This window comes from Atlantibacter sp. RC6, from assembly GCF_014193285.1.
Lineage (GTDB): Bacteria > Pseudomonadota > Gammaproteobacteria > Enterobacterales > Enterobacteriaceae > Atlantibacter.
The window spans coordinates 1-25,706 of record NZ_JACHZE010000010.1 but is presented as its reverse complement, the minus strand read 5'-3'; the positions used below and the strand labels follow the sequence as shown (position 1 = coordinate 25,706).

Below are 25,706 nucleotides of genomic sequence, written 5' to 3'. Positions count from 1 at the left end.
TTAACACCTTGTCAATGAGATAAAGGCGTTAAATAGCCACTAAAATCTCATCTATTTGCTTCATCGAAAATTCCGGAAAGCCAAATAATGGCAGCGCCATCATTGTGGAAGTTATTGTGCACGTTGCACCCGGGAGTCCGTTTTGCTTCATAACACTAAAATTGTTGTCCACGCTGAGCATCGAGGTGCGCGATGAATACCGCTGCTCCGGCTCAAGCGCCAGCAAATAAAGCCAACGAATGGTTAACCCGCCTGCGAGCAAATCCTCGTATTCCGTTGATGGTCGCCAGTGCGGCCGCGGTCGCGATTATCGTGGCCCTGGTCCTGTGGGCGAAAACGCCGGATTACCGGGTTCTGTACAGTAACCTCAGTGAAAAAGATGGCGGCGCCATCGTTACTCAGCTCACCCAAATGAACGTGCCGTACCGGTTCTCCGATAACGGGGGCGCGATCATGGTGCCGGCGGATAACGTGCATGAACTGCGCCTGAAGATGGCCGGGCTCGGCCTGCCGAAAGGCGGCGCGGTTGGGTTTGAACTGCTGGATCAGGAAAAATTCGGCATCAGCCAGTTCAGTGAGCAGGTCAACTACCAGCGCGCGCTGGAAGGCGAACTGTCGCGCACCATCGAAACTCTGGGCCCGGTGAAAAGCGCCCGCGTTCACCTTGCCATGCCAAAACCGTCGCTGTTTGTCCGCGAGCAAAAAGCCCCTTCCGCTTCCGTTACGGTGAATCTGGAGCCGGGCCGCGCGCTGGATGAAGGGCAGATCACCGCCGTGGTACATATGGTCTCCAGCGCGGTAGCCGGTCTGCCGCCGGGTAACGTGACGCTGGTGGATCAGGGGGGGCACCTGTTAACCCCGTCCAACACCGCCGGGCGCGATCTCAATGATGCGCAGCTCAAGTACGCCGCCGACGTTGAAGGGCGTGTGCAGCGCCGTATTGAAGCCATCCTCGGTCCTATCGTCGGTAACGGCAACGTTCACGCCCAGGTGACCGCGCAGATTGACTTCGCCAGCAAAGAGCAAACCGAAGAGCAGTACCGCCCGAATACCGATCCAAACCAGGCCGCCATCCGTTCACGCCAGTTAAACACAAACGAGCAGATCGGCAGCGGCTTACCAGGCGGCGTGCCGGGCGCGCTGTCAAACCAGCCAGCCCCGGCCAATAACGCGCCTATCGACGCGCCGCCGGGCCAGAACCCGCAAAACGCCCAGAACAACGGCCAGCGCACGCAAACGGCCAATAACAACAGCGCCGTACCGCGTAATACCCAGCGCGACGAAACCACCAACTACGAAGTCGATCGCACCATTCGCCATACCAAAATGAACACCGGCGATGTGCAGCGCCTGTCCGTGGCGGTGGTGGTCAACTACCGCACGCTGCCGGACGGCAAGCCGCTGCCGCTGACCAGCGATCAGATGAAGCAGATCGAAGATCTGACCCGCGAAGCCATGGGCTTTAGCGAACCGCGCGGCGACACCCTGAATGTGGTGAACTCGCCGTTCACCGAAACGCTGGAAACCGGCGGCGAACTGCCGTTCTGGCAACAGCAGAGCTTTATCGACCAGCTGATGTCCGCAGGCCGCTGGCTGATTGTACTGATTGTCGCCTGGCTGCTGTGGCGCAAAGCGGTTCGTCCGCAATTGCAGCGCCGTGCCGAAGAGACCAAAGCCGTCCAGGAAGTGGCTCGCCAGCAGAAAGAGATGGAAGACGCGGTGGAAGTTCGCCTGACTCGCGACGAGCAAACCCAGCAGCGCCGCACCACCCAGCGCCTGAGCGCCGAGGTGATGAGCCAGCGTATCCGTGAAATGTCTGATAACGATCCGCGCGTCGTGGCGCTGGTCATTCGCCAGTGGATGAGTAACGAACTATGAGTGAACTGACCGGTACCGACAAAAGCGCCATTTTGCTGATGACCATCGGCGAAGACCGGGCGGCGGAGGTGTTCAAACACCTCTCCCCGCGCGAAGTGCAGCACCTGAGCGCCGCGATGGCCAACGTGCGCCAAATATCCAACAAGCAGTTGACCGACGTGCTGGCGGAGTTTGAACAGGAAGCGGAACAGTTCGCGGCGCTGAGCGTCAACGCCAACGACTACCTGCGTTCGGTGTTGATCAAAGCGCTGGGCGAAGAGCGCGCCGCCAGCCTGCTGGAGGATATTCTCGATACCAAAGAGACCACCTCGGGTATGGAGACGCTCAACTTTATGGAACCGCAGAGCGCGGCCGATCTTATCCGCGACGAGCATCCGCAGATTATCGCTACCATCCTGGTCCACCTCAAACGCGGCCAGGCGGCGGATATTCTTGCCCTGTTTGATGAACGCCTGCGTCACGACGTGATGCTGCGTATCGCCACTTTCGGCGGCGTCCAGCCTGCCGCGCTGGCGGAGCTGACCGAAGTGCTCAACAACCTGCTCGACGGCCAGAACCTCAAGCGCAGCAAAATGGGCGGCGTAAGAACCGCAGCCGAGATTATCAACCTGATGAAAACCCAGCAGGAAGAAGCGGTTATCACAGCAGTACGCGAGTTCGACGGCGACCTGGCGCAGAAAATTATCGACGAGATGTTCCTGTTCGAAAACCTGGTGGAAGTGGACGACCGCAGTATCCAGCGCCTGCTCCAGGAAGTGGATTCCGAATCGCTGCTGGTGGCGCTCAAAGGTGCCGAACAGCCGCTGCGCGAGAAGTTCCTGCGCAATATGTCCCAGCGTGCGGCGGATATTCTGCGCGACGACCTGGCCAACCGTGGCCCGGTGCGCCTCTCCCAGGTGGAGAACGAGCAGAAGGCGATTCTGCTGATCGTCCGTCGTCTGGCGGAAACCGGCGAGATGGTGATTGGCAGCGGCGAGGATACCTATGTCTAATCAACCGGCCTGGCAGCGCTGGCTGCCTGACGATCTCGCCCCGCCTGCCACGGACTTTGTTATGCCGGAAGCGACAGAGCCCAGCGGAGAGCTCACCGCCGCCCAGCAGGAGCAACACTTGCAACAGCAGTTGGCGATGCTGCAAACCCAGGCCCACGAGCAGGGCTATAACGCGGGTGTTGCCGAAGGCCGCAGCCAGGGGTTTGAACAGGGCCGCCAGGAAGGTTTCCAGAAAGGCGTCGAGCAGGGCATGGCGGAAGCCCGCAACCAGCAGGCCCCGGTGCATGCCCGGATGCAGCTGTTGGTGAGTGAATTCCAGAACACCCTCGACGCCCTCGACAGCGTGATTGCTTCCCGCCTGATGCAGATGGCGCTGGAGGCCGCGCGCCAGGTGATTGGCCAGAGCGCCGGGGTCGATAACAACGCCCTGATTAAACAGATCCAACTGCTGTTGCAGCAGGAGCCGCTGTTCAGTGGCAAGCCGCAATTGCGCGTTCATCCGGACGATTTACAGCGCGTGGAAGAGATGCTCGGCGCGACCCTTAGCCTGCACGGCTGGCGGTTGCGCGGCGACCCGACGCTGCACCCCGGCGGGTGTAAGGTGTCGGCGGACGAAGGCGATCTCGACGCCAGCGTCGCCACTCGCTGGCAGGAACTCTGCCGCCTCGCCGCCCCGGGAGTGGTGTAATGACCGCCCGGCTCACCCGCTGGCTGGCGTCGCTCGACGCCTTTGAAGCCAAAATCGCCCAACTGCCGCCGGTACGCCGCTACGGGCGGCTGACCCGCGCCACCGGCCTGGTGCTGGAAGCCACCGGCCTGCAATTGCCGCTGGGGGCGACCTGCATCATAGAGCGCCAGAACGGCAGCCAGACCCAGGAAGTGGAAAGCGAAGTGGTGGGCTTTAACGGCCAGAAACTGTTTCTGATGCCGCTGGAAGAAGTAGAAGGCATTTTGCCCGGCGCACGGGTCTATGCCCGCCACGCGGTGGGCGACAATTTGCAAAGCGGCAAACAACTGCCGCTGGGCCCGGAGCTGTTGGGCCGCGTGCTGGACGGCAGCGGCAAACCGCTCGACGGCCTGCCCGCACCGGAAACCGAATCCACCGGCGCGCTGATCACCCCGCCCTTTAACCCGTTACAGCGTACCCCGATTGAAGACGTGTTGGACGTGGGCGTGCGCCCGATCAACGCCCTGCTTACCGTCGGACGCGGCCAGCGTATGGGCCTGTTCGCCGGTTCCGGCGTCGGCAAAAGCGTGCTGTTAGGCATGATGGCCCGTTACACCCAGGCGGACGTGATTGTCGTCGGGCTGATTGGCGAGCGTGGCCGTGAAGTAAAAGATTTTATCGAAAATATACTCGGCCTTGAGGGGCGCGCGCGCTCGGTGGTGATCGCCGCGCCAGCGGATGTCTCTCCCCTGCTGCGTATGCAGGGCGCGGCCTACGCCACGCGCATCGCCGAAGATTTTCGCGATCGCGGCCAGCACGTACTGCTGATTATGGATTCCCTGACCCGCTACGCCATGGCCCAGCGTGAAATCGCGCTGGCGATCGGCGAACCGCCCGCCACCAAAGGCTACCCGCCTTCGGTATTCGCCAAACTGCCGGCGCTGGTGGAGCGCGCGGGCAACGGCATCACCGGCGGCGGCTCGATTACCGCGTTTTATACCGTCCTGACCGAAGGCGATGATCAGCAGGACCCCATCGCCGACTCGGCGCGCGCGATCCTCGACGGCCATATCGTGCTGTCGCGCCGCCTGGCGGAAGCGGGCCACTATCCGGCCATTGATATTGAAGCCTCCATCAGCCGCGCCATGACGGCATTGATCACCGATCAACACTACGCCCGGGTGCGGATGTTTAAGCAGTTACTGTCGAGTTTTCAACGCAACCGCGATCTGGTGAGCGTGGGGGCGTACGCCAAAGGCAGCGATCCGTTACTGGATAAGGCCATCGCGCTCTGGCCGCAGCTGGAGGCGTTTTTACAACAGGGCATTTTCGAGCGTGCCGACGTCGAGAATTCGCTACAGGCACTGGAGCTGATCTTCCCGACGGTGTAACGAGGCGTAAGTGAGGTAACCATGAGTCAGAGCAATGCGCTTAACACCTTAAAAGATCTTGCGGAAAAAGAAGTTGATGACGCGGCTTTGCGGTTAGGTGAAATGCGGCGGGGGTGCCAGCAGGCTCAGGATCAGCTCAATATGCTGATCGACTACCAGCACGAGTACCGCAACAACCTGAACCAGGATATGAGCCAGGGCATCGCCAGTACCCGCTGGCAAAACTACCAGCAGTTTATTCAGACGCTGGAAAAGGCGATTGAACAGCACCGTCAGCAGTTAATGCAGTGGAACTCCAAAGTCGATCAGGCATTGGGTTTCTGGAAAGAGAAAAAGCAGCGTTTGCAGGCATGGCAGACGCTATCCGATCGTCAGGCCAGCGCCGCGCTGTTGGCGGAAAACCGGCTCGATCAAAAACGTATGGATGAGTTTGCGCAGCGCGCGTCATTTCGGAAAAGCGAATGATTACATTACCTAAAATTTCAGTCATCCCCGAAGGGGATGTCGCCGGTCTGTCAGGGTCCGATAAAACCGCCCCGAACGGCGACGCTTTTCTGGCGCTGTTAAGCCAGGCGCTGCCCGCGCTGGGCGATGGCAAAACCCTTGACCTCGACGCGCTGGCTAACGGCACACAGAAACTGGCGCTGAAGCCCGGCGAGATGGCGGATGATGCAGAGGCTAAAAGCCTGCTCGACGCGGTGCTGGCCGGGCTGAACGCCCCGGCTGACGGTAACGCTGACACCACTGCGGCCGTGGCCGATAACATCAAAAGCGTTGCGGATGATAAACCGCTCAACGAGCAGGATATGGCGGCATTAAGCGCCCTGTTCGCCATGCTGCCGCATCAGCAAACCGCGGCACTGGCGCAAGAAAGCGTAAGCGGCCAGACCAGCACGACGGCAACGGCGGCGCTGGCTTCCGCGACCAGCTCGCTGGCGAAAACGCTGACTGGCGATGCGCGCGGCGAAATGAAAAGTGACGGTAAAACCCGTGCTGACACCCAGGCGGTGACTGCCCAGGCCCAGCCGACTGCTGCCGTTGCGCCGCAGCAGCATGACGCAGTGCAGGCCGCTGGCAACGCCGACAAGCTGTTTAATTACGCCAACGCCAGCAGCCCGACCACGCCATCGGCGTTGCAGCCGCTGGTGAGCAGCGCGACCACGGCCACCACGCCGGCCAGCGCCGCTATCGCCACGCCGCATACCGCGGTGTTGAATGCCCAACTGGGTAGCGCCGAGTGGCAGCAGGCATTCAGCCAACACGTCACCCTGATGACCCGTAACGGCCAGCAGAGCGCCGAGCTGCGCCTTAACCCGGAAGACCTGGGCCAGGTGCATATCTCGCTGAAAATCGACGATAACCTGGCGCAGATGCAGTTTGTCTCGCCGCACAGCCATGTGCGCGCCGCGCTGGAAGCCGCGCTGCCGACGCTGCGTACCCAACTGGCGGAAAGCGGCATTCAGCTGGGCCAGAGCGATATCAGCAGCGAAAGCTTTGCCGGACAACAGCAGCAGCAAGGCCAGCCGCAGCAGGGCGGCTCGCGCGGTAGCCAGTTTAGTTTTGCCGGTAGCGGCGAAGAGAGCGCGGCGGCCCCTGCCAGCCTGCAGCGTATCGCCCGTGGCGATAACGCGGTGGATATCTTTGCCTAACGCCTGAGGTAGCGTGAATATTCACGTCTTTTCCAGGCTTTAACCGCCCGCAGACACGGGATAATCAGCCACTATGCAGTACTGATAGAGGAAACACGGTCAGATGACTGACAGCGCAATCACTAAAAGCCGTAAACGCTCCATCTGGATCCCGTTACTGGTGCTCATTACTCTTGCTGCCTGCGCCACCGCAGGGTACAGCTACTGGCGGATGCAACAAGCGCCGGAAACGCCAGTAAAAGCGGAACCCGAGCCGCCGCCGGCGCCGGTGTTTTATGCTCTGGATACCTTTACGGTTAACCTCGGCGACGCTGACCGGGTGCTGTATATCGGCATTACGCTGCGTCTGAAAGACGAGGCCACACGTCAGCGTCTGAGTGAATACCTGCCGGAAATCCGCAGCCGTTTACTGCTGCTGTTCTCCCGTCAAAACGCAGAGCAACTCGCCACTGACGAAGGTAAACAGAAACTGGTTGAAGCCATTAAAGAGACGCTTGCCCAGCCGCTGGTGGCAGGCCAACCGAAGCAGGTCGTGACCGACGTGCTGTACACAGCTTTTATTCTGCGGTAGACCCATGGGCGACAGTATTCTTTCACAGGCCGAAATCGACGCGTTGTTGAATGGCGATAGCGACGACAACGTTGAACAAAAAAAGGCTGGCGTTAGCGACAGCGATATTCGCCCTTACGATCCTAATACCCAACGCCGGGTGGTGCGCGAGCGCCTCCAGGCGCTGGAGATCATCAACGAGCGTTTCGCCCGTCAGTTCCGTATGGGGCTGTTTAACCTGCTGCGCCGTAGCCCGGATATCACCGTGGGCGCGATCCGCATTCAGCCCTATCACGAGTTTGCCCGCAACCTGCCGGTGCCGACTAACCTGAACCTGATCCACCTGAAACCGCTGCGCGGCACCGGGCTGTTTGTGTTTTCGCCAAGCCTGGTGTTTATCGCCGTGGATAACCTGTTCGGCGGCGACGGACGCTTCCCCACCAAAGTGGAAGGCCGCGAGTTTACCCATACCGAACAGCGCGTGATTATGCGCATGTTGAAGCTGGCGCTGGAATCCTACAGCGACGCGTGGAAAGCGATTAACCCGCTGGAAGTGGAGTATGTCCGCTCCGAGATGCAGGTGAAATTCACCAACATCACCACCTCGCCGAACGATATCGTGGTGAATACCCCGTTCCATGTGGAAATCGGCAACCTGACCGGCGAATTTAATATCTGCCTGCCGTTCAGCATGATCGAGCCGCTGCGCGAGCTGCTGGTTAACCCGCCGCTGGAAAACTCCCGCCATGAAGACCAGAACTGGCGTGAGAACCTGGTGCGCCAGGTGCAGCACTCGGAGCTGGAGCTGGTGGCGAACTTCGCGGATATCTCGATGCGCCTGTCGAATATTCTCAAATTAAAACCGGGCGATGTGCTGCCCATCGAAAAACCGGATCGCATTATCGCCCATGTGGATGGCGTACCGGTACTGACCAGCCAGTACGGAACGGTAAACGGCCAGTACGCACTGCGCGTTGAACACCTGATCAACCCGATTTTACATTCGCTGAATGAGGAACAGCCCAAATGAGTGACATTAACAATCCGTCCGACGATAACGGCTCCGTGGACGATCTGTGGGCTGAAGCGATGAGTGAGCAAAAAACCGCGACCAAAAGCAGCGCCGACAGCGTATTCCGCGCCTTAGAAGGCGGCGACGTTAGCGGAACATTGCAGGATATCGATTTAATTATGGATATCCCGGTGAAGCTGACCGTGGAGCTGGGCCGTACCCGTATGACCATCAAAGAGCTGCTGCGTCTGACCCAGGGTTCGGTGGTGGCGCTGGAAGGCCTTGCCGGTGAGCCGCTGGATATTCTGATCAACGGCTATTTGATCGCCCAGGGTGAAGTGGTGGTGGTGGCCGATAAATACGGCGTGCGCATCACCGATATCATCACCCCGTCCGAACGTATGCGTCGTCTGAGCCGCTAAATGACTGCCCAGACCACCACTGTCGCCGCGCCGCAAGCCATGCCGCAGGCCGGTTCGTCGCTGATGCAGGTCAGCGGCGCGCTGGCGGTGATTATTTTGCTGATTTTACTGGCGGGCTGGCTGGCGAAACGCTTTGGCTTCACCCCCAAAAGCGGGCTGAGCAAAGAGGTAAAACTGCGCAGCAGCGTCAGCCTCGGCACCCGCGAGCGCATCGTGGTGGTGGAAGTGGAAGACGCCCGTCTGGTGTTGGGCGTCACGGCGGCACAGATTACCCATCTGCATACCCTGCCTCCGGCCCCGGCAGACACGGCGGCTACGCCAACGCCACCCGCTGGCGAGTTTCAGAATCTGATGAAAAATTTGCTTTCACGTAACGGTAAACGTTGATGCGTCGCCTCTCTTTATTGCTCGTTATGCTTGGCCTGATGGCGACGCCTGCCATGGCCCAACTGCCCGGTATTGTCAGCCAGCCGCTGGCCAACGGCGGCCAGAGCTGGTCGCTGCCGGTTCAGACCCTGGTGTTTATCACCTCGCTGACCTTTTTGCCCGCCGTCCTGCTAATGATGACCAGTTTTACCCGCATCATTATCGTGTTCGGCTTGCTGCGCAACGCATTGGGTACGCCGTCCGCGCCGCCTAACCAGGTGTTGCTCGGGCTGGCGCTGTTTCTGACGTTTTTTATTATGTCGCCGGTGCTGGATAAGATTTACACCGACGCCTATAAGCCGTTTAGCGAAAACAAGATCACCATGGATGTGGCGCTGGAAAAAGGTGCGCAGCCGCTGCGTGAATTCATGTTGCGTCAGACCCGTCAGGCGGATCTGGCGCTGTTTGCGCGTCTGGCGAATATCCCTTCGCTGGAAGGGCCGGAAGCGGTGCCGATGCGTATCCTGCTGCCCGCCTACGTCACCAGCGAGCTGAAAACCGCATTCCAGATTGGCTTTACGGTATTCATCCCGTTCCTGATTATCGACCTTGTGATCGCCAGCGTGCTGATGGCGCTGGGGATGATGATGGTGCCGCCCGCGACCATCGCCCTGCCCTTTAAGCTGATGCTGTTTGTGCTGGTGGACGGCTGGCAACTGCTGGTGGGTTCCCTTGCGCAAAGTTTTTACAGTTAACGGAGAACGCCGATGACGCCGGAATCGGTCATGATGATGGGTACCGAAGCCATGAAAGTGGCGCTGGCGCTGGCTGCTCCGCTGCTGCTGGTGGCGCTGGTCACTGGTCTTATCATCAGTATTCTGCAAGCCGCCACCCAGATTAACGAAATGACCCTGTCGTTCATTCCGAAAATCCTGGCGGTGTTCGTGGCAATCGTGGTGGCGGGCCCGTGGATGCTCAACCTGCTGCTGGATTACGTCCGTACCCTGTTCAGCAACCTGCCGTATATCATCGGCTAAACTGATGCTGCAAATCACCAGCGACCAATGGCTCCACTGGCTTAGCCTCTACTTCTGGCCGCTGCTGCGCGTGCTGGCGCTGGTCTCCACCGCGCCAATCCTTGGCGAACGGGTGATAAGCAAACGGGTGAAAATTGGCCTGGCGTTTATGATCACCTGGATTGTCGCCCCGACCATCCCCGCCAGCGATGTCACTATTTTCTCCGTTGAAGGCTTCTGGCTGGCGATACAGCAAATCCTGATTGGCATTGCGCTCGGCTTTACCATGCAGTTTGCTTTCGCCGCAGTGCGTACCGCCGGTGAAATCATCGGCCTGCAAATGGGGCTATCGTTCGCCACCTTCTTCGATCCCGGCAGCAAACTGAATATGCCGGTGCTGGCGCGTTTTCTCGATATGCTGGCGATGCTGCTGTTTTTGAGTCTCAACGGCCATTTGTGGCTCATCTCCATGCTGGTGGATACTTTCCATACCTTGCCGATTAACGGCAATCCGCTTAACACCAACGCCTTTTACGCGCTGGCCAAATCCGGCGGGCTGATTTTCCTGAACGGCCTGATGCTGGCGCTGCCGATGGTGACGTTATTACTGACATTAAACCTCGCGCTCGGTTTATTGAATCGCATGTCGCCACAGCTCTCGGTGTTTGTTATCGGCTTCCCGCTGACGCTCTCGGTCGGCATGGTGGTGATTATCGCCCTGATGCCATTAATCGCGCCGTTCTGCGAACATTTATTCAGTGAGATCTTTTCCTTATTAAGCGATATTTTGAGTGAAATTCCCGCCACGCCTTCTCCTTAATTTTTGTGCTGCTATCCTGAGGTAATTCCTAAAACTGATGTTAAATAACATCCACCAGCATAACGCTGGCGCGGGATATAAGCTTTTAGCATTCTCACATTACTTTACATTCGATTTACTTTAAGACCTTTCCTGGCAAATTAAGGTGCGCTTTACGGGATAGTGATGGCGCCTGAATATTTATGGGTTTCTGCATTTGGTCACCAGGTAAAATATTTCAGACATGTGAATATTTTACGACAGCAGAATCAACAGGCGGGGCAATGGATTCGTTGTGTTTTAACGGATAACGCGATGAGTGAGGGTGTACCATGTCAACGATCATCATGGATTTATGCAGCTATACCAGGCTGGGGTTAATTGGTTATTTAGCCAGCCGGGGTGTACGGAAAAGAAAAATAACCCAAGTGAATGATGTTGAAAGCCTTGAACAACAGTGCCGCTTAACGCAGCCGCACGTGGTGTTTATTAATGAGGATTGCTTTATTCATGATGCCGAAAGCAGTCAACGCATCAGGCAGATCATTAATCAACATCCCGGAACATTATTTATTGTGTTTATGGCCATCGCCAATCTTCATTTTGACGAGTATTTGCGGGTTAGAAAAAATTTATTAATAAGTTCTAAATCGATTAAACCTGAATCACTGGATGAATTATTAGGGAATTATCTGACCAATGCCGCGCAGTGTTTAGGAAATATCGCATTACCGACGCTTTCATTAAGCCGTACAGAATCGAGTATGTTACGAATGTGGATGTCAGGCCAGGGAACGATCCAAATATCCGATCAGATGAATATTAAAGCCAAAACGGTTTCATCCCATAAGGGCAATATTAAGCGCAAAATTAAAACCCATAACAAACAGGTGATTTACCACGTTGTACGCCTGGCGGACAATGTGACCAGCGGAATATTCGTCAATATGCGTTAATCAGTAACCCATCTCTGGCAGCGCTGGAGATGGATTAACCTCATTCTGCCGGGAAATTATTCGACTTTTTCGACGAAAATGCCGTCGGGGTGATCTTTCTCGTTAAAGAACCAGATCCCCATCGGATAATCTTCCAGCGACACCAGATACATGGTGCCTTCGTTAAACGGCTCTACTGCCAGCACTACCCCTGGTCGACGCGGACCCCCATCCGTTTTCACCGTGACCCGATCGTTAATGTTCATAACTTCTCCTCCCGTATTGATAGTGGCAGTTTAGAACAATTCTCATTTTCTGGCACGGGGTTACCCTGGCGATAAACCCTTTTTTGTATCGACTACACTTAGTAACAGGCTTACTGCGCGAGGTATTGCCGATGAAGACGGTCAAAGAGTTTAGCGATGCCCAACATCGGGAAGTGGAGATTGACGTTGATGCGCTGCTTGCCGCGATTAATGAGATCAGCGAGAGCAAAGTCCGCCCGGTGGAAGATGACGATGAGCCACCGCGGGTGAGTGTCAACGGACACGACTACCACACGTATTCCGAGCTCGCCGACGCGTTTGAACTGGACATTCATGACTTTTCGGTTAGCGAACTGAACCGCTAGATAAAAATATCCCGGCGGGGGCGCCGGGATAAACTTGCTGAGCAAGAAGTATTTAAAATTCGTTACACCAGGAAATCTGATGCGACACCAACGATATAGGCAATTTTTTTGCATGACAAGAATATATTCACGCCAATAATGTGTACTTATGTGGAATTTATTTGAGAAATATCTTGCGTCCCTGTGCTGTCGCGGCCTGACAAGGAACGATATGACGCCTGGTGCGCAATAACCGGGCGCTGATTGGGATTATTCCTGGGCTATTGGTCGCCCGACATCGCGGGCTGCTACCAAAAAGGAACCTTTATGCCTTCACTGACTGACTCACCGATCGTTGTTTCCGACCTGGATGGCTGCCTGATTGACAGCCTCACCCAGCAGTGGACCGGTGCTCTCCCCATGCTGGATGCCCTGCGTGAGCAAGAGATTCCGGTGATCCTGTGCAGCAGCAAAACCGCCGCCGAGACGATTGCCATCCAAAATGCGCTGGGGCTACAGGGCGAAGCGTTTATCGCGGAAAACGGCGCGGTGATCCAGTTGAATGAAGAGTGGGAGGATCACCCTGACTATCCGCGGGTGATCAATGGCGACTCCCATGAATCAATCCGCAAGGTGCTGGAAGAGTTACGTCAGACCCAAGGCTATAAATTCACCACCTACGATGATATTGACGACGCGATGATTGGCGAACTGACCGGCCTGACGCCAAAAATGATCGCGCTGGCTAAGCTTCAGGAGGCGTCGCAAACCCTGATCTGGCGTGACAGCGATGAACGTTTAGCGCAATTTAGTGAAGAACTCAATAATCTGGGACTGTGTATGCTGGAAGGCGGGCATTTCTGGCACGTGCTGGATCAGCGCGGCGGTAAAGGTTCCGCGCTGACCTGGCTTATCGATCAGTACCGCCATCGTAAAGGCCGCCGCCCCACCACTATCGCCGTCGGCGATAGCCCGAACGATGTCACGATGCTGGATGTGGCCGATTACGCCGTGATTGTGCAGGGTTACAGCAAACAGCCGGTGGTGGTGAAGAACGACAATCCGCAACGAGTGTACCGCACCCAGGCATACGGACCGGAAGGCTGGTGTGAAGGCCTGGCTTTTTTCCTCGGCTCATCAGTCCGATGAGCTAACGCGATTGCGTCCCGCCTGCTTGGCCTGATACAGCCGCCGGTCAGCGATAGACTGCAAATGCTCAAAATCGTAATCGCGTTCCAGTACGGCGCAGCTCACGCCAAAGGAGGCGCTGATGCGGATCGTGGTGTTCTGGCGCACCAGAATCTCTTTACTGCTTAGCCGCTCGCGGATGCGTTCAGCAATAGCGACGGCCTCTGGCAGCAAAGCTCCCGGTAGTACAATACAAAACTCCTCTCCTCCTACCCGCCCGGCAATATCATCGCCGCGCAGCGACTGGCGCAAAATACTGGCCGCATGGGATAGCGCCTTGTCACCGGTCTGATGGCCCCAGGTATCGTTAATCCGCTTGAAATGATCGAGATCGAGCTGGATAACGCACAGCGGCAACTGCTGTTGCTGGCAGCGTTGGGCAATCTGCTTAGCCCGCTCAATAAAGGCGCCGCGGTTAAACAGGTGGGTTTGCGCGTCGAACCAGGCGCGCCATTGCAGGGTTTCCTGCATGGAAAACATATTGCGCACCATCCTGCGGATCACGTACCACGAGCCAAGCAGCATGAGCGAGAACAGCGCCCACAGCAGCCCCAGCACCAGTAAGATGCTGCCAAACTCACCGCTCAGGCTTTGCTTCAGAGAATAGATCCGGATCAGCACCCCATCGAAAAAGTTGAGTTTTGCCCAACTGACGTAACGAGTATCGATAAGCGCCCCACCCTCGTTATGCTCCGCCATTTCTCGGGTGAGCTGTTCGCGTTCGCTCTGGCTGAACAGGCTCCCGGTGGGGACCGATTCCGCCGATGAGGCAATAACCTGGAATTGATTATCCAGCAGCAATATTTCGCCGCTGTCACGGCGAAACATCGCCTGGTTTAAAAAATCATTCATGGTACCCAGCGAAAAATCCATCGCCAGCACGCCATACCACTGATTCTGATAATCCAGCGGCAGGCTGGCGGTAATGACCTGGTCCTCCTGGCGATTCGCTTCACGGGTATGTGTCCAGCGTACCCCGCGATCGGGGTTATTGCGCTGGGTATGGCGATGAAAATAGGGCCGCGTTACCAGCCGGTGATAGCGGGATGCAATGTCATCAGACGCGGCATGGGGCGTGCTGGAGAGATAAAAACCGGCGCGCGAGGTATAAAATGTGCGGCGCTGCCGGTCCTGCTGCGGATCGGCCAGTTGCAGGATCGCGCCAAACTCCAGCGCGGCAATCAGTTCGTTCTCCAGCCGCTGTTCGTCACGCGCGAGCAGCGGGTTTTGCCGGACCCGATCGTCAGAAATACCGCTCACCGGCAGCCCACGCTGCGTATCAAGCCGGATTTGCCAGGCCCCGGACTGCCGTTGTTGATCAAATTGCGCCAGCGCCGCATCGGTGCGGTTGGTTGAAATGGGCGAGCTGAGGGCATGCTGCATGGCGGCGCGATAAAACTGCAGCTTATCCACGCTGTACTGAAGATGGCGGTCCAGCGCCGCGGCAACGCTTTGGATACGATTTTTCTGGCTGGCGGTCCAGCCATTTTGCAGCACCACGATTTCTCGCCAGGTCAGTAAGGTGGAGCAGAGAAACACCACCAGAAAGCAAAAATTAACGATTTTTATCGGGTGCCTGATTCGCCATGCGTGTTGTTGTTTTTTTTTCGACACAGACAACGCTCCCTGAAAACTGCCCGAAATTTAACAAGAAGTCTGGCATAACGTTGCAGATGTGCTGTCAGAATCTCACCCTAAATGAGCGCCAGGGGGTAAACCGAGCACAAAACAAAGAGGGAAACCTTCCGGCTTCCCTCCCCACTCTCAACGCGCGAGCATTGCTAACGTGCGGTCAATGGTTTTCTTCACGTGAAGCGGGTTTCCCCACGGTTAACTCGTCTTCACGAAAAGCTTCACGCTGCACGCCGAACCCGTCATACCAGCGGCATTCCACCATGCCGCTTGAATATCCGGTCACTACCATGCGTGGGCCACCATTTTTGCGTTTAACTTCATCGCTGACCACAAAGACCATACCTGCCTCCTTAATCAGTACGAAACGTTTAAAACATAGACAATTATGGTGATTTTTGCCTGGTGCTTGCAGCAACTTTGAGGAAAAATCCTAATGAGCGGGTTTACCGCGCAGCCGGGAAATCATATTCACTACCGTCAGCACCACGGCGCCGATAATAAAGCCCAGCACCAGATTCATTACTAACGGCAACAACGCCTGACCTACTCCGCCGCCCTGCTCCGCCCAGTGTTCAATGGCGTGATGAACCGGGCCAATGCCGTGCACCACAATACCGCCGCCCACCAGGAACATCGCCAGGGTGCCTAAAATCGACAGCGCTTTCATCAGCCAGGGGGCGGTAACCAGCAACCCTTTACCCACCGCCCTGGCGAGCGCGGAAGACTTTTTCTCCAGCCAGAAACCCAAATCGTCAAGCTTAACGATAATCCCGACGATGCCGTACACCCCGACAGTGACCACAATGGCAATGCCGGATAACACCAGCACCTGGTTTAACAGCGGCGACTCCGCCACAATACCCAGGGTGATCGCCACGATCTCGGCGGAGAGGATAAAGTCGGTACGAATCGCCCCTTTTACTTTATCGCGCTCATACACCAGCGGGTCCTGCCCGGCGATGGCATCCAGCCGCGCCTGGCGCTCTTCAGGGGTCTCTTTGTGCTTACGCGCCTGCCACGAGTGGACCACCTTCTCTACCCCTTCGTAGCAGAGAAACGCGCCGCCGATCATCAGCAGCGGGGTGATGGCCCAGGGCGCAAAGGCGCTGATAATCAGGGCCAACGGCACCAGAATCAGTTTGTTGATAAAAGAGCCTTTCGCCACTTTCCAGACCACAGGCAGTTCGCGATTGGCGCGTACGCCGGAAACTTGCTGGGCGTTCAGGGATAAATCATCGCCCAATACCCCGGTGGTTTTTTTCGCCGCCAGTTTGCCCATCATCGACACATCATCCAGCAGCGTGGCGATATCATCTAACAGCGTTAATAAACTACTCCCGGCCAAAGTTAACTTCCTTCTGTATGGTTTTAATGCCCCAAAGTATGGAACAAAAGCGATGTGAACGGTAATAAACTGCATGGTAATCGGAATATTGGCGCTGGCCCGCGCGATAAATTCAGCGCTTTCTCTTTAGGGAACCGTTGTGTCAACATTTTTTTAACCGTTCAAGAACATTAAAGTACTCGCGCCTGACGTCGTTTTGTCGTTCACTATTAGCCCGTTATGCTTCTTCTTTGCCTGATTGAAGCGTCTCGTTTTTCTCAATTTTTGGCGTCGTTATGGCTGCGCCGCATTTGTGTTTTGTTAATCAAGTCGTGAGGGAGTATGCGCTTCGGAAAACTGTTGCCCCTGATAGGGTCGCTCTTTGCGTTGTATATCATCTGGGGTTCAACCTATTTTGCTATCGCCGTGGGAGTAAAAAGCTGGCCACCGTTTATGATGGCCGGCGTGCGTTTTTTGGCGGCGGGTTCGCTGCTGCTGGCGGTGCTGCTGGCGACCGGCCAGAAGCTGCCGGCCATGCGTCCCCTGCTTAATGCCGCGCTGATCGGCGTCCTGCTGCTGGCAGTCGGCAACGGGTTCGTGACCGTTGCTGAGCATCAAAACGTGCCGTCCGGCATTGCCGCGGTGATGGTCGCTACCGTTCCGCTGTTTACCCTGATTTTTAGTCGCTTTTTCGGTATTCAAACCCGCAAAATTGAATGGCTGGGGATCGCCATTGGCCTCGCCGGTATTGTGCTGCTGAACAGCAGCGGCAACCTTAACGGCAACCCGTGGGGCGCGCTGCTGATCCTGATTGGCTCTCTGAGCTGGGCCTTCGGGTCGGTATATGGCTCGCGGATTGAACTGCCGACCGGCATGATGGCGGGCGCAATTGAAATGCTGGCTGCCGGGATAGTGCTGATGGTGGCTTCGCTGGTAACCGGTGAAAAACTCACCGCGATGCCCGACCTTTCCGGCTTCCTCGCTGTGGGTTACCTGGCTATCTTTGGCTCATTAATCGCCATCAATGCCTATATGTATTTGATCCGCAATGTGACTCCCGCCGTAGCCACCAGTTACGCCTACGTCAACCCGGTGGTCGCGGTGCTGCTGGGCACCCAGTTCGGAGGGGAAAACCTGTCGTTAACCGAGTGGCTGGCGCTGGGGATTATTATTTTCGCGGTTGTGCTGGTGACACTGGGGAAATACCTGTCGCCGGGAAAGCCGGTGGTTGAGCCCTGCCCCGTAGAAAAATAACGCTACAGGGCATGGATGCCCTGAAGATCGATTTCGGCACTGTCGCCTGCGCCGCATACCCACTCTTCCACCCGCTCACACAGCGCCTCGTCGGACAGTTTGCTTCGGCCACGCAGCGCGCATTCCCAGATAATCAATACCCGCCAGCCTTCTGCCCGCAGTCGCGCGACGTCGCGCTTATCCCGCTCCGCGTTGCTGTTGATTTTGGTCATCCAGAAGTCGGTACGCGTGGCGGGCACTTTAAACAGATAGCAGTCGTGATGATGCCAAAAACAGCCGTGAGTGAAGATAACGCAGCGATACGCTTCAATCACGAAGTCAGGTTTGCCGGCAAGGGCGGCATCTTGCGCCCGCCAGTCAAAGCCCATGTCAGTCAGTAGCGGCGCAAGGCGTTTTTCAATAGCGGTGTCGCGTGTTGCAATCGCCCGCATATTTTTGCTGCGTATCGCCTTGCTGTGGACATCCGCCATGCCTTACTCCTTACGCTTCGCCGCCGCCTGAAGAATGCGTGATTCAAGTAGTTTAGCGACTGCCGCGAAGACCGGCACCACCACCGAGTTGCCAAACTGCCGGTAGGCCTGAGTATCCGACACCGGAATGCGGAATTCGCTTTGCTTCGGCGCTTCAAACCCCATTAACCGCGCGCATTCACGCGGCGTCAGGCGGCGCGGGCGTTGCAACTGGTTGGTGGGATGATCAAAGTCGGCTTCGCCGAGCGCTTTATCCCAACCGCGATCCACCAGGATTTCCGCGCCGTCTTTGTAATAACGGGCAGACAAGGTACGCGCCACGCTTGACGGATCGCGCGGGTCAACCATGCCGAATCCAAAACCGTTACCCTTTGCCTGGTGCTTTTTGGCATAGCGATAAAGGTATTTCCACAATATCGGGCTAAGGATGTAACGCGCATCCACGGCGGTATCCAGTAATTCTCCGAGCGCAGGACGTCTGTCAGGAAAAAATTTGTTTACATCACGCAGCGTAAAACCCTGGTGGAGATTGAGATCGCGCCGGAAGCCCACCAGAACGATACGCTCGCGGTGCTGGGGTAAAAAGTTTTTGCCGTCGATGATTTTGGGATCGTCCGGGCCGACGTCCCCGGCGTTTGCGACCTCGTAACCCAATTCGTCCAGGGTTTGCATGATGATACGGAAGGTGTTGCCTTTATCATGGCTTTTCAGATTCTTGACGTTCTCCAGCACGAAAATCGCCGGCTTTTTCGCCGCGATGATGCGCGCCACATCGAAAAACAGCGTGCCCTGAGTATCGCAGGCAAAGCCGTGGGCGCGGCCTAAGGCGTTTTTCTTGGAGACGCCCGCCAGGGAAAAGGGCTGGCAGGGAAAGCCCGCCAGCAGCACATCGTGATCCGGCATGGTTTTATCAATGTGGGCAAACGCCGCGTCGTCAGTAATATCCGCCTGGTGGCTTAGCGTAACGTCGCGGATATCTTCATTAAAGGTGTGCTGATGGGGATCGCAATACCAGTTGGCTTTGTAAGTGCGTACCGCGTGTTTATTCCACTCGCTGGTAAAAACGCACTGCCCGCCGATGGATTCAAAACCCCGGCGGATGCCGCCGATCCCGGCGAACAGGTCGACAAAGCGGAACGCATAGTGCGGGTGATGCGCAGGTGGCGACGGCAACAGCGCCGCCAGGCGGGACACTTCGCCAGCATGAAGCCGCAAGGCCGCGTCCCCCTCCAGCTCGCGCTTCAGGTGCGTGCGGTTCCATTTCTGTATGCCTGCGTCGTTCAACACCTGCAATACCGTTTTGGTGTCGTAGATCTCGCTCAGTTTACGCAAAATGGCGACAGACGAGTCAGGCGCGCCGTGCCCGGATGGCGCGCACTGCGCCATAGCAGATTGATTTTCCAGCATTACATAAGCCATTCAGAACGAATTGCCTTAAGAGTATCACAAAACCCGACGCCGCCGGGTTACAACGCAAATTGACGCATCACGTTCTCGTCATACTGATGATGATCGCCGCGCAGCTCGGCACCGAGTTTGGCCATAAACTTCACCAGATAATTGGCATTGTGGCGGGCCAGCTCGCGCCCTTTTTCAGTCTGCATGGTGGCAGGCAGTTTAAGCAGCTTGGTTTGAAAATGATCCAGCGCCCAGCGTTTATCATCCGGCTCGCGCTGCTGCGCAAAGGGATCTTCTGCATCAAACAGCGGTCGCCCCAGTTGGCCGGAGACATAAAACACTCGCGCCAGACCAATGGCGCCGAGCGCCTCCAGCCGGTCCGCATCCTGAACGATTTTAGCCTCGATGCTTTGCGGCGTGATACCCGCGCTAAAGCTATGCGCCTCAATGGCATGGTAAACGTCCGGATAGAGCGCCTCGGGGAAAGCCGGAAAATGGCTGGCGAGTAGGGTTAGCGCTTTTTGCGCGGCATAACGGGAAGCGAGATGGCGTTCAGGATGGTTCTTTGGCAGATTCACGATGTCGTGAAAATAGCAGGCTGCGAGAACGGTCAGCGGCTTCGCGCGATCGTCCATGATGCGCTGTGCGGTTGACCATACGCGACGAAAATGGGCGATATCATGCGCGCCGTCTTGATCGTTAAAATGTTGTTGTAAATAGTTTTCGAAGCAGGTTTGCCATTCATTCAGTAACATCGCGGTCTCTCCTGAAAGCGTGTCCCGCGATGCTAGCATTAATGACAGGGTAATTTAATCTTCACGGGGCCGGGTATACCAGGCGATGGCACCCAGTAACACGCCTACCGAACCTAACACAACGGCACCAAGCAATGCGCTAATCCACTGGCCGGAATCGGCACCCGGCGGCGTCTGGATATCACTCACTACCCACAAAAAGCGCGCCATCATCCAGATGAAATAACAGCAAAATGCATAAAATGCCCATAGCGCCAGCTTACCACCCCAGCTTCTTTGAACTTTCCCTTCCATCCCACTACCTGATTATCAGCAACGTGTAAGTATTACACCAATAAATGTGATTATTATCACAAATTAGTCTTATGTAAAATTCGTTTTGGCCTCAATTTGCAATCGATCAATTTTTTGTTTCATCACTTCACAGGAAGTTCATCAGAAAACGGGCCTTTTTAATGTCCATAAAGAGACTTAAAAGTAACTAAATGAAACACAGATTTTATTGGACACAATATAGCCAAAATAAAAATATTTTCCCGCCTTTTTATTCGCCATCGAAATATGAAGATCCTAAAAAAGATAAAATATCTTTATAATTGCAGAAAATAAAACCACCATTGCAATCAATTAAGATTTTCACCCGGGCAAGAGGGAAATAAAATCTTTTATTGATTATCAAGAAAAATTACTCGCAGTTTCTCGATTTAATTTTAATTTTCATAAAAATCAAATAGATAAAATCATAAATAATTTGCATTCATCAATGAAAAATCATAACCATCACAAATAATCACACCTACAGTTATTATTTTGAAATATCCCTATAAATATACTTACATATATTACTGAATTAAAACGCCACCTTGCCCATTACTATTTACGCGGATATATAAACGCGTCTTTCAATGAACGTTATAAGGAAGCACCAATGAATAGGAAAGTACTGGCATTTGTTATTCCTGCGCTTTTAGCTGCTGGCGCGGCTAATGCAGCGGAAATTTATAACAAAAACGGCAATAAACTGGATATTTACGGCAAAGTTGACGCGCGTCATCAGTTCTCTGACGACGCTGGCAGCGATGGCGATCAAACCTACGTGCGTTTAGGCTTCAAAGGCGAAACGCAAATCACCAATGACCTGACCGGTTACGGCCAGTGGGAATACAACATTCAGGCCAACGATACCGAAAGCAGCGGTGATCAATCTTCTACCCGTCTGGGTTTCGCGGGTTTGAAATTTGGTGATTACGGTTCATTTGATTATGGCCGTAACTATGGCGTGATCTACGACGTTGAAGCGTGGACCGATATGCTGCCGGTATTTGGCGGTGACTCCTACACCTATACCGACAACTTTATGGTTGGCCGTACCAATGGCGTTGCAACCTACCGCAACACCGATTTCTTCGGCCTGGTTGAAGGCTGGAACTTCGCGCTGCAATACCAGGGCGCGAACGAAGGTTCTGACGGCGTCTTTGATCAGGAAGGTACCGGCAACCGCAACGGCGACAACATGCGCAAAGACAACGGCGACGGTTGGGGTATCTCCACGACGTATGACTTTGGCATGGGCTTCAATGCAGGCGCAGCATACGCCTCTTCTGACCGTACCAACGAACAGCAGTTTAACAGCACCGCTGGCGGCGAAAACGCTGATGTCTGGACTTTCGGTCTGAAATACGACGCGAACGATGTTTACCTGGCGGCGATGTACTCTGAAACCCGCAACATGACCCCGTATGGCAACAAAAACGGTTATATCGCGAACAAAACTCAGAACTTTGAAGTGACTGCGCAGTATCAGTTCGACTTCGGTCTGCGTCCGGAAGTGTCTTACCTGCAGTCTAAAGGTAAAGACCTGGCGAAAAATGGCGGCGAAAGCGACGACAACAACGATCAGGATCTGGTCAAATACGTTTCTGTTGGCGCGAACTACTACTTCAACAAAAACTTCTCCACCTATGTTGATTACAAAATCAACCTGCTGGATGAAGACGATAGCTTCTACAACGCCAACGGTATTTCTACCGATGACGTTGTTGGCATCGGCATGATTTATCAGTTCTAATGTCGTGTGCGTCCCTTATAAACGGGGCGCACAACTGAACATCAAACCTGAGTCAGGGTAACCGGCTCAGGTTTTTTTATGCTTTGAGGCTCAAAGACACGGGTTTGATTGGTAAGATTTATGTATTGGAAAAAATTCGCTGGTCAGCAAATGTGACCGGGGTCGTTGCGAGAAAATGAGGTAACTGCTTGAATAGTGGCGGAGAGAGGGGGATTTGAACCCCCGGTAGAGTTGCCCCTACTCCGGTTTTCGAGACCGGTCAAATCCCCAAAAAATTTATACACTTAATACTAATTCTGAGAAAATCTTATAGTATTCCAGCATAGATATTTCAACAAGTTAACGTCCCATAGCACAAGGTTTTCTCAGCTAATTTTGGTTAAAATTAATAAGGTGCAATTAAATGGTCGACAATTTTATGAAATGTAAATATGCATGGGAAAAATTTCATGGTGCAGTGCATTCCTTGGCTTCTGAAGGTGATCTTAAAACAAGATTAATCAGAGCTTATGTATTCAATATCACACCTCTTAATCGTGATAATGACATCCCAAAAGAATTATTGGAACGTTATGATGAATTCGTGCATTTAATGACTAAGGTACCGGCTCAGGGTGATGAAGGCAGTGTTGCAGCAACTGTTAATAAGATGGACGAAATAGAAATGGAACGCGCTACGGATTTAATCATTGGCCTCTATGACGATCTTTGTAGATTTATGCCAAATCATTATGCCTAACATGGGGTGTCAGGGGGCGGAGGTTCAAATCCTCTAGTGCGACCAAAATTCCCTAACAAAACCAACCCATTGCGGTTGGTTTTTTTATGACTGCGATTTGGTGATGGTAAAAAGATGGCAATATGATGGAAAAAAACCTGTCATTTGCGATGCGTATTCCAGTTATAGATGATGCACCTTGCCCTACGATTTTCATCCGGTAGTGTTGGTTCACATGTAAATGTGAATAGCAGGAATTCAAAAATGGATATTGTCTCACTCGATTTTTTCCCCGCACAAGGTGGGATGACGGTATCGCAGACATGTTTGGCGCAGTCATTTTACGATGACACATGTGATTGCGAAGTGTTCAAAATTTATATTTCCGATCTCACTGGCGGTGGGATAAAAGATAAGGCTACCGGCAAAGTTTACGACCACATTGCAGTTAACGCACATGGCTTACCACGAATTTATGATGTTCGTGGGAAAGTGCCGCTTATGTACCTTAGCGAACGCCCTTGCTACATTGATGGTAAAGTGTATTCGCGTTAATGCACTATGATCTATGCCCACACTTATGTGGGCATTAAGTTTTGCACTATCTCACCCTGAGCAAATCAGCAAACCGAGTTGTGTAACGCGGTGACAGCATGTCCCGTTTCATTTGCCACTGCTGCTGAATACCCTGACCCGCAAAGAACAGTGTTCCCCTTCCGTCTTTCGCGTTGAGCTGATCCAACACTTCCATCAGTTGTTCGCTGTTTCGCCGCGGCGCCGCGTCGTCAAACAGATTCAGTTGTGCAACGCCCTGGCTGAAGAAGTCACCGAGCATAACACCTGCTTTCTGGTACCTGTGGCCGTCGCGCCAGATGTTGTCGAGGCAGCGCACCGCCGCGTTGATGATGTCGCGGGTGTCCTGAGTGGGCGTGAGAAGTTTTACAGACACGCTGTTGCCGTAATACGGCTCGTTGATGGCGAAAGGAGAGGTTTTAACAAAAGCGGAAATATAGCGGCAGTACTGGTGCTCGCCTCGCAGCTTCTCCGCTGCACGTGCAGCGTGGTTGCAGATGGCCTGATGCATCTGCTCGTATTCCGTTACGCGCTCACCAAACGAACGCGAGCAGACGATTTCCTGTTTTGCCGGCGCGAATTCTTCCAGCTCCAGGCACGGCTCGCCGCGCAGCTCCCGCACGGTTCGCTCGAGCACGACGTTAAAATGCTTCCTGATAACCCAGGTTGACGTGTCGGCCAGCTGACAGGCGTTGGTGATGCCCATTGCACCCAGTTTCTTGCTGATGCGCCGCCCCACGCCCCAGACGTCTTCAACAGGAACGAGAGACATCAGACGCCGCTGGCGATCGACGTTCGACAAATCCACGACGCCGCCGGTCTGCCGTTGCCATTTCTTCGCCGCGTGATTCGCGAGTTTCGCCAGGGTCTTGGTCTGGGCGATACCGACGCCCACGGTTAGGTGGGTATTCTGCAAAACCGTTGCGCGGATTTCCTTTCCGAATTCTTCCAGGTTCCGGCAGTTTCGCACGCCTGTGAGATCGCAAAAGGCCTCATCGATTGAGTATATTTCGACGCGGGGACTCATGATTTCGAGCGTTGTCATCACCCGGTTTGACATATCCGCGTACAGTTCATAGTTGCTGGAGAACGTGGCCACGTTATAGCGCCGGAACAAATCCCGCTGTTTAAAGAACGGCTCCCCCATAGTGATACCGATTTGTTTCGCCTCGGCACTACGGGCAATAACGCACCCGTCATTATTCGAAAGAACAACGACGGGCCGCCCCTTTAGATCTGGTCTGAAAACCGTTTCGCACGAAGCGTAAAAGCTGTTCACATCGACCAGGGCAAACATATCAGTTTGTGGATTTAACGATGTACGTCACGACCCCGAAAACGTCCAGGGTGTCCTCGCTGCCCACGAAAATGGGCGAATAGGAGCTGTTCATGGGATTAAGCTGAACGGTCGGGCGCAACTGCAAGCGCTTAACGGTGAATTCACCGCCGACCGCCGCAATCACGATATCGCCATGCTCCGCCGTTCTGGAACTGTCCACCACCAGCAGATCGCCGTCGCTGATACCTGCTTCAATCATCGAATCCCCTGCCGCCTTAACAAAATACGTCGCGCTGGGATGCTGAATCATCAGTTCATTCAGATCGATGCGTTGTTCGACATAATCTGCGGCGGGAGACGGAAACCCGCACTGGACGAGGTCTCCGAAAAGGGGCAGCGCGACAATCGCGCGCAACTCTGCTGGTGTGTAAAATTCCATAAAAATCGGCTCCTGATAATTATACTGTTTTTATATACAGTAGTTTCAATCATTAAGCCGATCAATATCGGGTTTAACTATCAATTTCAGCGGCAGGCGTAACGGGCTGAATTAATTAGCGATGAGTTGATCCACTTTTTCCTTCATTTCGTCTAGTTCCTGTCTGAGTGACGTAATTTCATCCAGTTGCGTCACATTTTGCTCATGTAGCCCCTGAACGGCTGCCACCAGGTCAGAAATTATCGCGATGTGCGACAAATTGAGGATTGGCTCGTCAGGGTCTTCGCCACCAGCCTCGAATACATAGAGCGGATCGAC

The 25,706-nt window shown here is 54.7% G+C and carries 31 protein-coding genes; 20 read left to right on the top strand and 11 right to left on the bottom strand.

Annotated features, from left to right (window positions below; translation table 11 throughout):
- The first annotated feature begins 192 nt into the window (after positions 1-192).
- The 14 genes from fliF to rcsA all read left to right on the top strand — a co-directional run bounded on the left by fliF (position 193) and on the right by rcsA (position 11,698).
- Positions 193-1,878, top strand: a complete 1,686-nt coding sequence (fliF, locus tag FHW74_RS18590; protein ID WP_183171844.1) for a flagellar basal-body MS-ring/collar protein FliF — start codon at positions 193-195, stop codon at positions 1,876-1,878.
- Positions 1,875-2,870: a flagellar motor switch protein FliG gene (gene fliG / locus FHW74_RS18585; RefSeq protein WP_183171843.1), complete on the top strand. Its 996-nt coding sequence runs from the start codon at positions 1,875-1,877 to the stop codon at positions 2,868-2,870. The genes fliF and fliG overlap by 4 nt, the downstream gene beginning before the upstream one ends.
- Positions 2,863-3,558 (top strand): flagellar assembly protein FliH, encoded by a 696-nt coding sequence (gene fliH, locus FHW74_RS18580; RefSeq protein WP_183171842.1) that lies wholly within the window; start codon positions 2,863-2,865, stop codon positions 3,556-3,558. The genes fliG and fliH overlap by 8 nt, the downstream gene beginning before the upstream one ends.
- Positions 3,558-4,928 (top strand): flagellar protein export ATPase FliI, encoded by a 1,371-nt coding sequence (gene fliI / locus FHW74_RS18575; protein WP_183171841.1) that lies wholly within the window; start codon positions 3,558-3,560, stop codon positions 4,926-4,928. The genes fliH and fliI overlap by 1 nt, the downstream gene beginning before the upstream one ends.
- 21 nt (positions 4,929-4,949) lie before the next feature.
- Positions 4,950-5,393 carry a flagellar export protein FliJ gene (gene fliJ / locus FHW74_RS18570; RefSeq protein WP_183171840.1) on the top strand — a complete coding sequence of 148 codons (444 nt, stop codon included), beginning with the start codon at positions 4,950-4,952 and terminating at the stop codon, positions 5,391-5,393.
- Entirely contained in the window at positions 5,390-6,577 is a 1,188-nt protein-coding gene (locus FHW74_RS18565; RefSeq protein ID WP_183171839.1) for a flagellar hook-length control protein FliK, read from the top strand. The genes fliJ and FHW74_RS18565 overlap by 4 nt, the downstream gene beginning before the upstream one ends.
- A gap of 103 nt (positions 6,578-6,680) precedes the next feature.
- A complete protein-coding gene (gene fliL / locus FHW74_RS18560) occupies positions 6,681-7,148 on the top strand; it encodes a flagellar basal body-associated protein FliL (RefSeq protein ID WP_183171838.1) in 468 nt (155 codons plus the stop codon).
- Between the two features lie 4 nt (positions 7,149-7,152).
- Positions 7,153-8,157: a flagellar motor switch protein FliM gene (gene fliM / locus FHW74_RS18555; RefSeq protein WP_183171837.1), complete on the top strand. Its 1,005-nt coding sequence runs from the start codon at positions 7,153-7,155 to the stop codon at positions 8,155-8,157.
- Entirely contained in the window at positions 8,154-8,561 is a 408-nt protein-coding gene (fliN, locus tag FHW74_RS18550) for a flagellar motor switch protein FliN (RefSeq protein WP_183171836.1), read from the top strand. The genes fliM and fliN overlap by 4 nt, the downstream gene beginning before the upstream one ends.
- Positions 8,562-8,948, top strand: coding sequence for a flagellar biosynthetic protein FliO (fliO, locus tag FHW74_RS18545; RefSeq protein ID WP_183171835.1), 387 nt, complete (start codon positions 8,562-8,564; stop codon positions 8,946-8,948).
- Positions 8,945-9,682: a flagellar type III secretion system pore protein FliP gene (fliP, locus tag FHW74_RS18540; protein WP_183171834.1), complete on the top strand. Its 738-nt coding sequence runs from the start codon at positions 8,945-8,947 to the stop codon at positions 9,680-9,682. Before fliO ends, fliP begins: the two co-directional genes overlap by 4 nt.
- A gap of 12 nt (positions 9,683-9,694) precedes the next feature.
- Positions 9,695-9,964 (top strand): flagellar biosynthesis protein FliQ, encoded by a 270-nt coding sequence (gene fliQ, locus FHW74_RS18535; protein ID WP_002434937.1) that lies wholly within the window; start codon positions 9,695-9,697, stop codon positions 9,962-9,964.
- A gap of 4 nt (positions 9,965-9,968) precedes the next feature.
- On the top strand, positions 9,969-10,763 hold the full coding sequence (gene fliR, locus FHW74_RS18530; RefSeq protein ID WP_144129160.1) for a flagellar biosynthetic protein FliR: 795 nt from the start codon (positions 9,969-9,971) through the stop codon (positions 10,761-10,763).
- A 311-nt stretch (positions 10,764-11,074) separates the two neighbouring features.
- The gene (gene rcsA, locus FHW74_RS18525) at positions 11,075-11,698 is read left to right on the top strand and encodes a transcriptional regulator RcsA (RefSeq protein WP_183171833.1); all 624 of its coding nucleotides are present in this window, start codon (positions 11,075-11,077) and stop codon (positions 11,696-11,698) included.
- A gap of 56 nt (positions 11,699-11,754) precedes the next feature.
- On the opposite strand, the gene dsrB is transcribed toward rcsA, so the two are convergent.
- A complete protein-coding gene (gene dsrB, locus FHW74_RS18520) occupies positions 11,755-11,943 on the bottom strand; it encodes a protein DsrB (RefSeq protein ID WP_183171832.1) in 189 nt (62 codons plus the stop codon).
- 131 nt (positions 11,944-12,074) lie between these two features.
- Between dsrB and yodD the strand changes: the two genes are divergently transcribed.
- Positions 12,075-12,308, top strand: a complete 234-nt coding sequence (gene yodD, locus FHW74_RS18515; protein ID WP_183171831.1) for a YodD family peroxide/acid resistance protein — start codon at positions 12,075-12,077, stop codon at positions 12,306-12,308.
- A 306-nt stretch (positions 12,309-12,614) separates the two neighbouring features.
- Positions 12,615-13,436 (top strand): mannosyl-3-phosphoglycerate phosphatase-related protein, encoded by an 822-nt coding sequence (locus tag FHW74_RS18510; protein ID WP_183171830.1) that lies wholly within the window; start codon positions 12,615-12,617, stop codon positions 13,434-13,436.
- On the opposite strand, the gene dgcQ is transcribed toward FHW74_RS18510, so the two are convergent.
- The 3 genes from dgcQ to FHW74_RS18495 all read right to left on the bottom strand — a co-directional run bounded on the left by dgcQ (position 13,425) and on the right by FHW74_RS18495 (position 16,455).
- Positions 13,425-15,089, bottom strand: coding sequence for a cellulose biosynthesis regulator diguanylate cyclase DgcQ (gene dgcQ, locus FHW74_RS18505; RefSeq protein ID WP_183171829.1), 1,665 nt, complete (start codon positions 15,087-15,089; stop codon positions 13,425-13,427). The two genes, FHW74_RS18510 and dgcQ, sit on opposite strands and share 12 nt — an antisense overlap.
- Before the next feature lie 178 nt (positions 15,090-15,267).
- A complete protein-coding gene (locus FHW74_RS18500) occupies positions 15,268-15,450 on the bottom strand; it encodes a YodC family protein (protein ID WP_183171828.1) in 183 nt (60 codons plus the stop codon).
- Positions 15,451-15,540: 90 nt separating this feature from the next.
- Entirely contained in the window at positions 15,541-16,455 is a 915-nt protein-coding gene (locus FHW74_RS18495; protein ID WP_183171827.1) for a DUF808 family protein, read from the bottom strand.
- A 321-nt stretch (positions 16,456-16,776) separates the two neighbouring features.
- Here FHW74_RS18495 and yedA point away from each other — a divergent pair, with 321 nt between their 5' ends.
- Positions 16,777-17,688 (top strand): drug/metabolite exporter YedA, encoded by a 912-nt coding sequence (gene yedA, locus FHW74_RS18490; protein WP_183171826.1) that lies wholly within the window; start codon positions 16,777-16,779, stop codon positions 17,686-17,688.
- Positions 17,689-17,690: 2 nt separating this feature from the next.
- On the opposite strand, the gene FHW74_RS18485 is transcribed toward yedA, so the two are convergent.
- From FHW74_RS18485 to drpB, 4 genes are all read right to left on the bottom strand, one after another.
- The gene (locus FHW74_RS18485; RefSeq protein WP_183171825.1) at positions 17,691-18,158 is read right to left on the bottom strand and encodes a very short patch repair endonuclease; all 468 of its coding nucleotides are present in this window, start codon (positions 18,156-18,158) and stop codon (positions 17,691-17,693) included.
- A 3-nt stretch (positions 18,159-18,161) separates the two neighbouring features.
- The gene (locus FHW74_RS18480; RefSeq protein ID WP_183171964.1) at positions 18,162-19,544 is read right to left on the bottom strand and encodes a DNA cytosine methyltransferase; all 1,383 of its coding nucleotides are present in this window, start codon (positions 19,542-19,544) and stop codon (positions 18,162-18,164) included.
- Between the two features lie 80 nt (positions 19,545-19,624).
- Positions 19,625-20,311, bottom strand: coding sequence for a phosphohydrolase (locus FHW74_RS18475; RefSeq protein ID WP_183171824.1), 687 nt, complete (start codon positions 20,309-20,311; stop codon positions 19,625-19,627).
- A gap of 54 nt (positions 20,312-20,365) precedes the next feature.
- Positions 20,366-20,605, bottom strand: coding sequence for a cell division protein DrpB (drpB, locus tag FHW74_RS18470; protein ID WP_183171823.1), 240 nt, complete (start codon positions 20,603-20,605; stop codon positions 20,366-20,368).
- Positions 20,606-21,239: 634 nt separating this feature from the next.
- On the opposite strand from drpB, the gene ompC reads away from it, so the two are divergent.
- The 3 genes from ompC to FHW74_RS18455 all read left to right on the top strand — a co-directional run bounded on the left by ompC (position 21,240) and on the right by FHW74_RS18455 (position 23,652).
- Entirely contained in the window at positions 21,240-22,379 is a 1,140-nt protein-coding gene (ompC, locus tag FHW74_RS18465) for a porin OmpC (RefSeq protein WP_183171822.1), read from the top strand.
- A gap of 403 nt (positions 22,380-22,782) precedes the next feature.
- Entirely contained in the window at positions 22,783-23,118 is a 336-nt protein-coding gene (locus tag FHW74_RS18460; protein WP_183171821.1) for a hypothetical protein, read from the top strand.
- Between the two features lie 243 nt (positions 23,119-23,361).
- Entirely contained in the window at positions 23,362-23,652 is a 291-nt protein-coding gene (locus tag FHW74_RS18455; RefSeq protein WP_183171820.1) for a hypothetical protein, read from the top strand.
- Positions 23,653-23,698: 46 nt separating this feature from the next.
- Here the strand turns inward: FHW74_RS18455 and FHW74_RS18450 are convergent, their stop codons facing one another.
- The 3 genes from FHW74_RS18450 to FHW74_RS18440 all read right to left on the bottom strand — a co-directional run.
- Positions 23,699-24,967 carry a Y-family DNA polymerase gene (locus FHW74_RS18450; RefSeq protein ID WP_183171819.1) on the bottom strand — a complete coding sequence of 423 codons (1,269 nt, stop codon included), beginning with the start codon at positions 24,965-24,967 and terminating at the stop codon, positions 23,699-23,701.
- A gap of 1 nt (position 24,968) precedes the next feature.
- Complete coding sequence (locus FHW74_RS18445; protein ID WP_183171818.1) at positions 24,969-25,388, bottom strand: translesion error-prone DNA polymerase V autoproteolytic subunit; 420 nt, start codon at positions 25,386-25,388, stop codon at positions 24,969-24,971.
- A 111-nt stretch (positions 25,389-25,499) separates the two neighbouring features.
- Positions 25,500-25,706: hypothetical protein (locus tag FHW74_RS18440; protein ID WP_183171817.1), on the bottom strand; the 207-nt coding region annotated here is incomplete at its 5' end.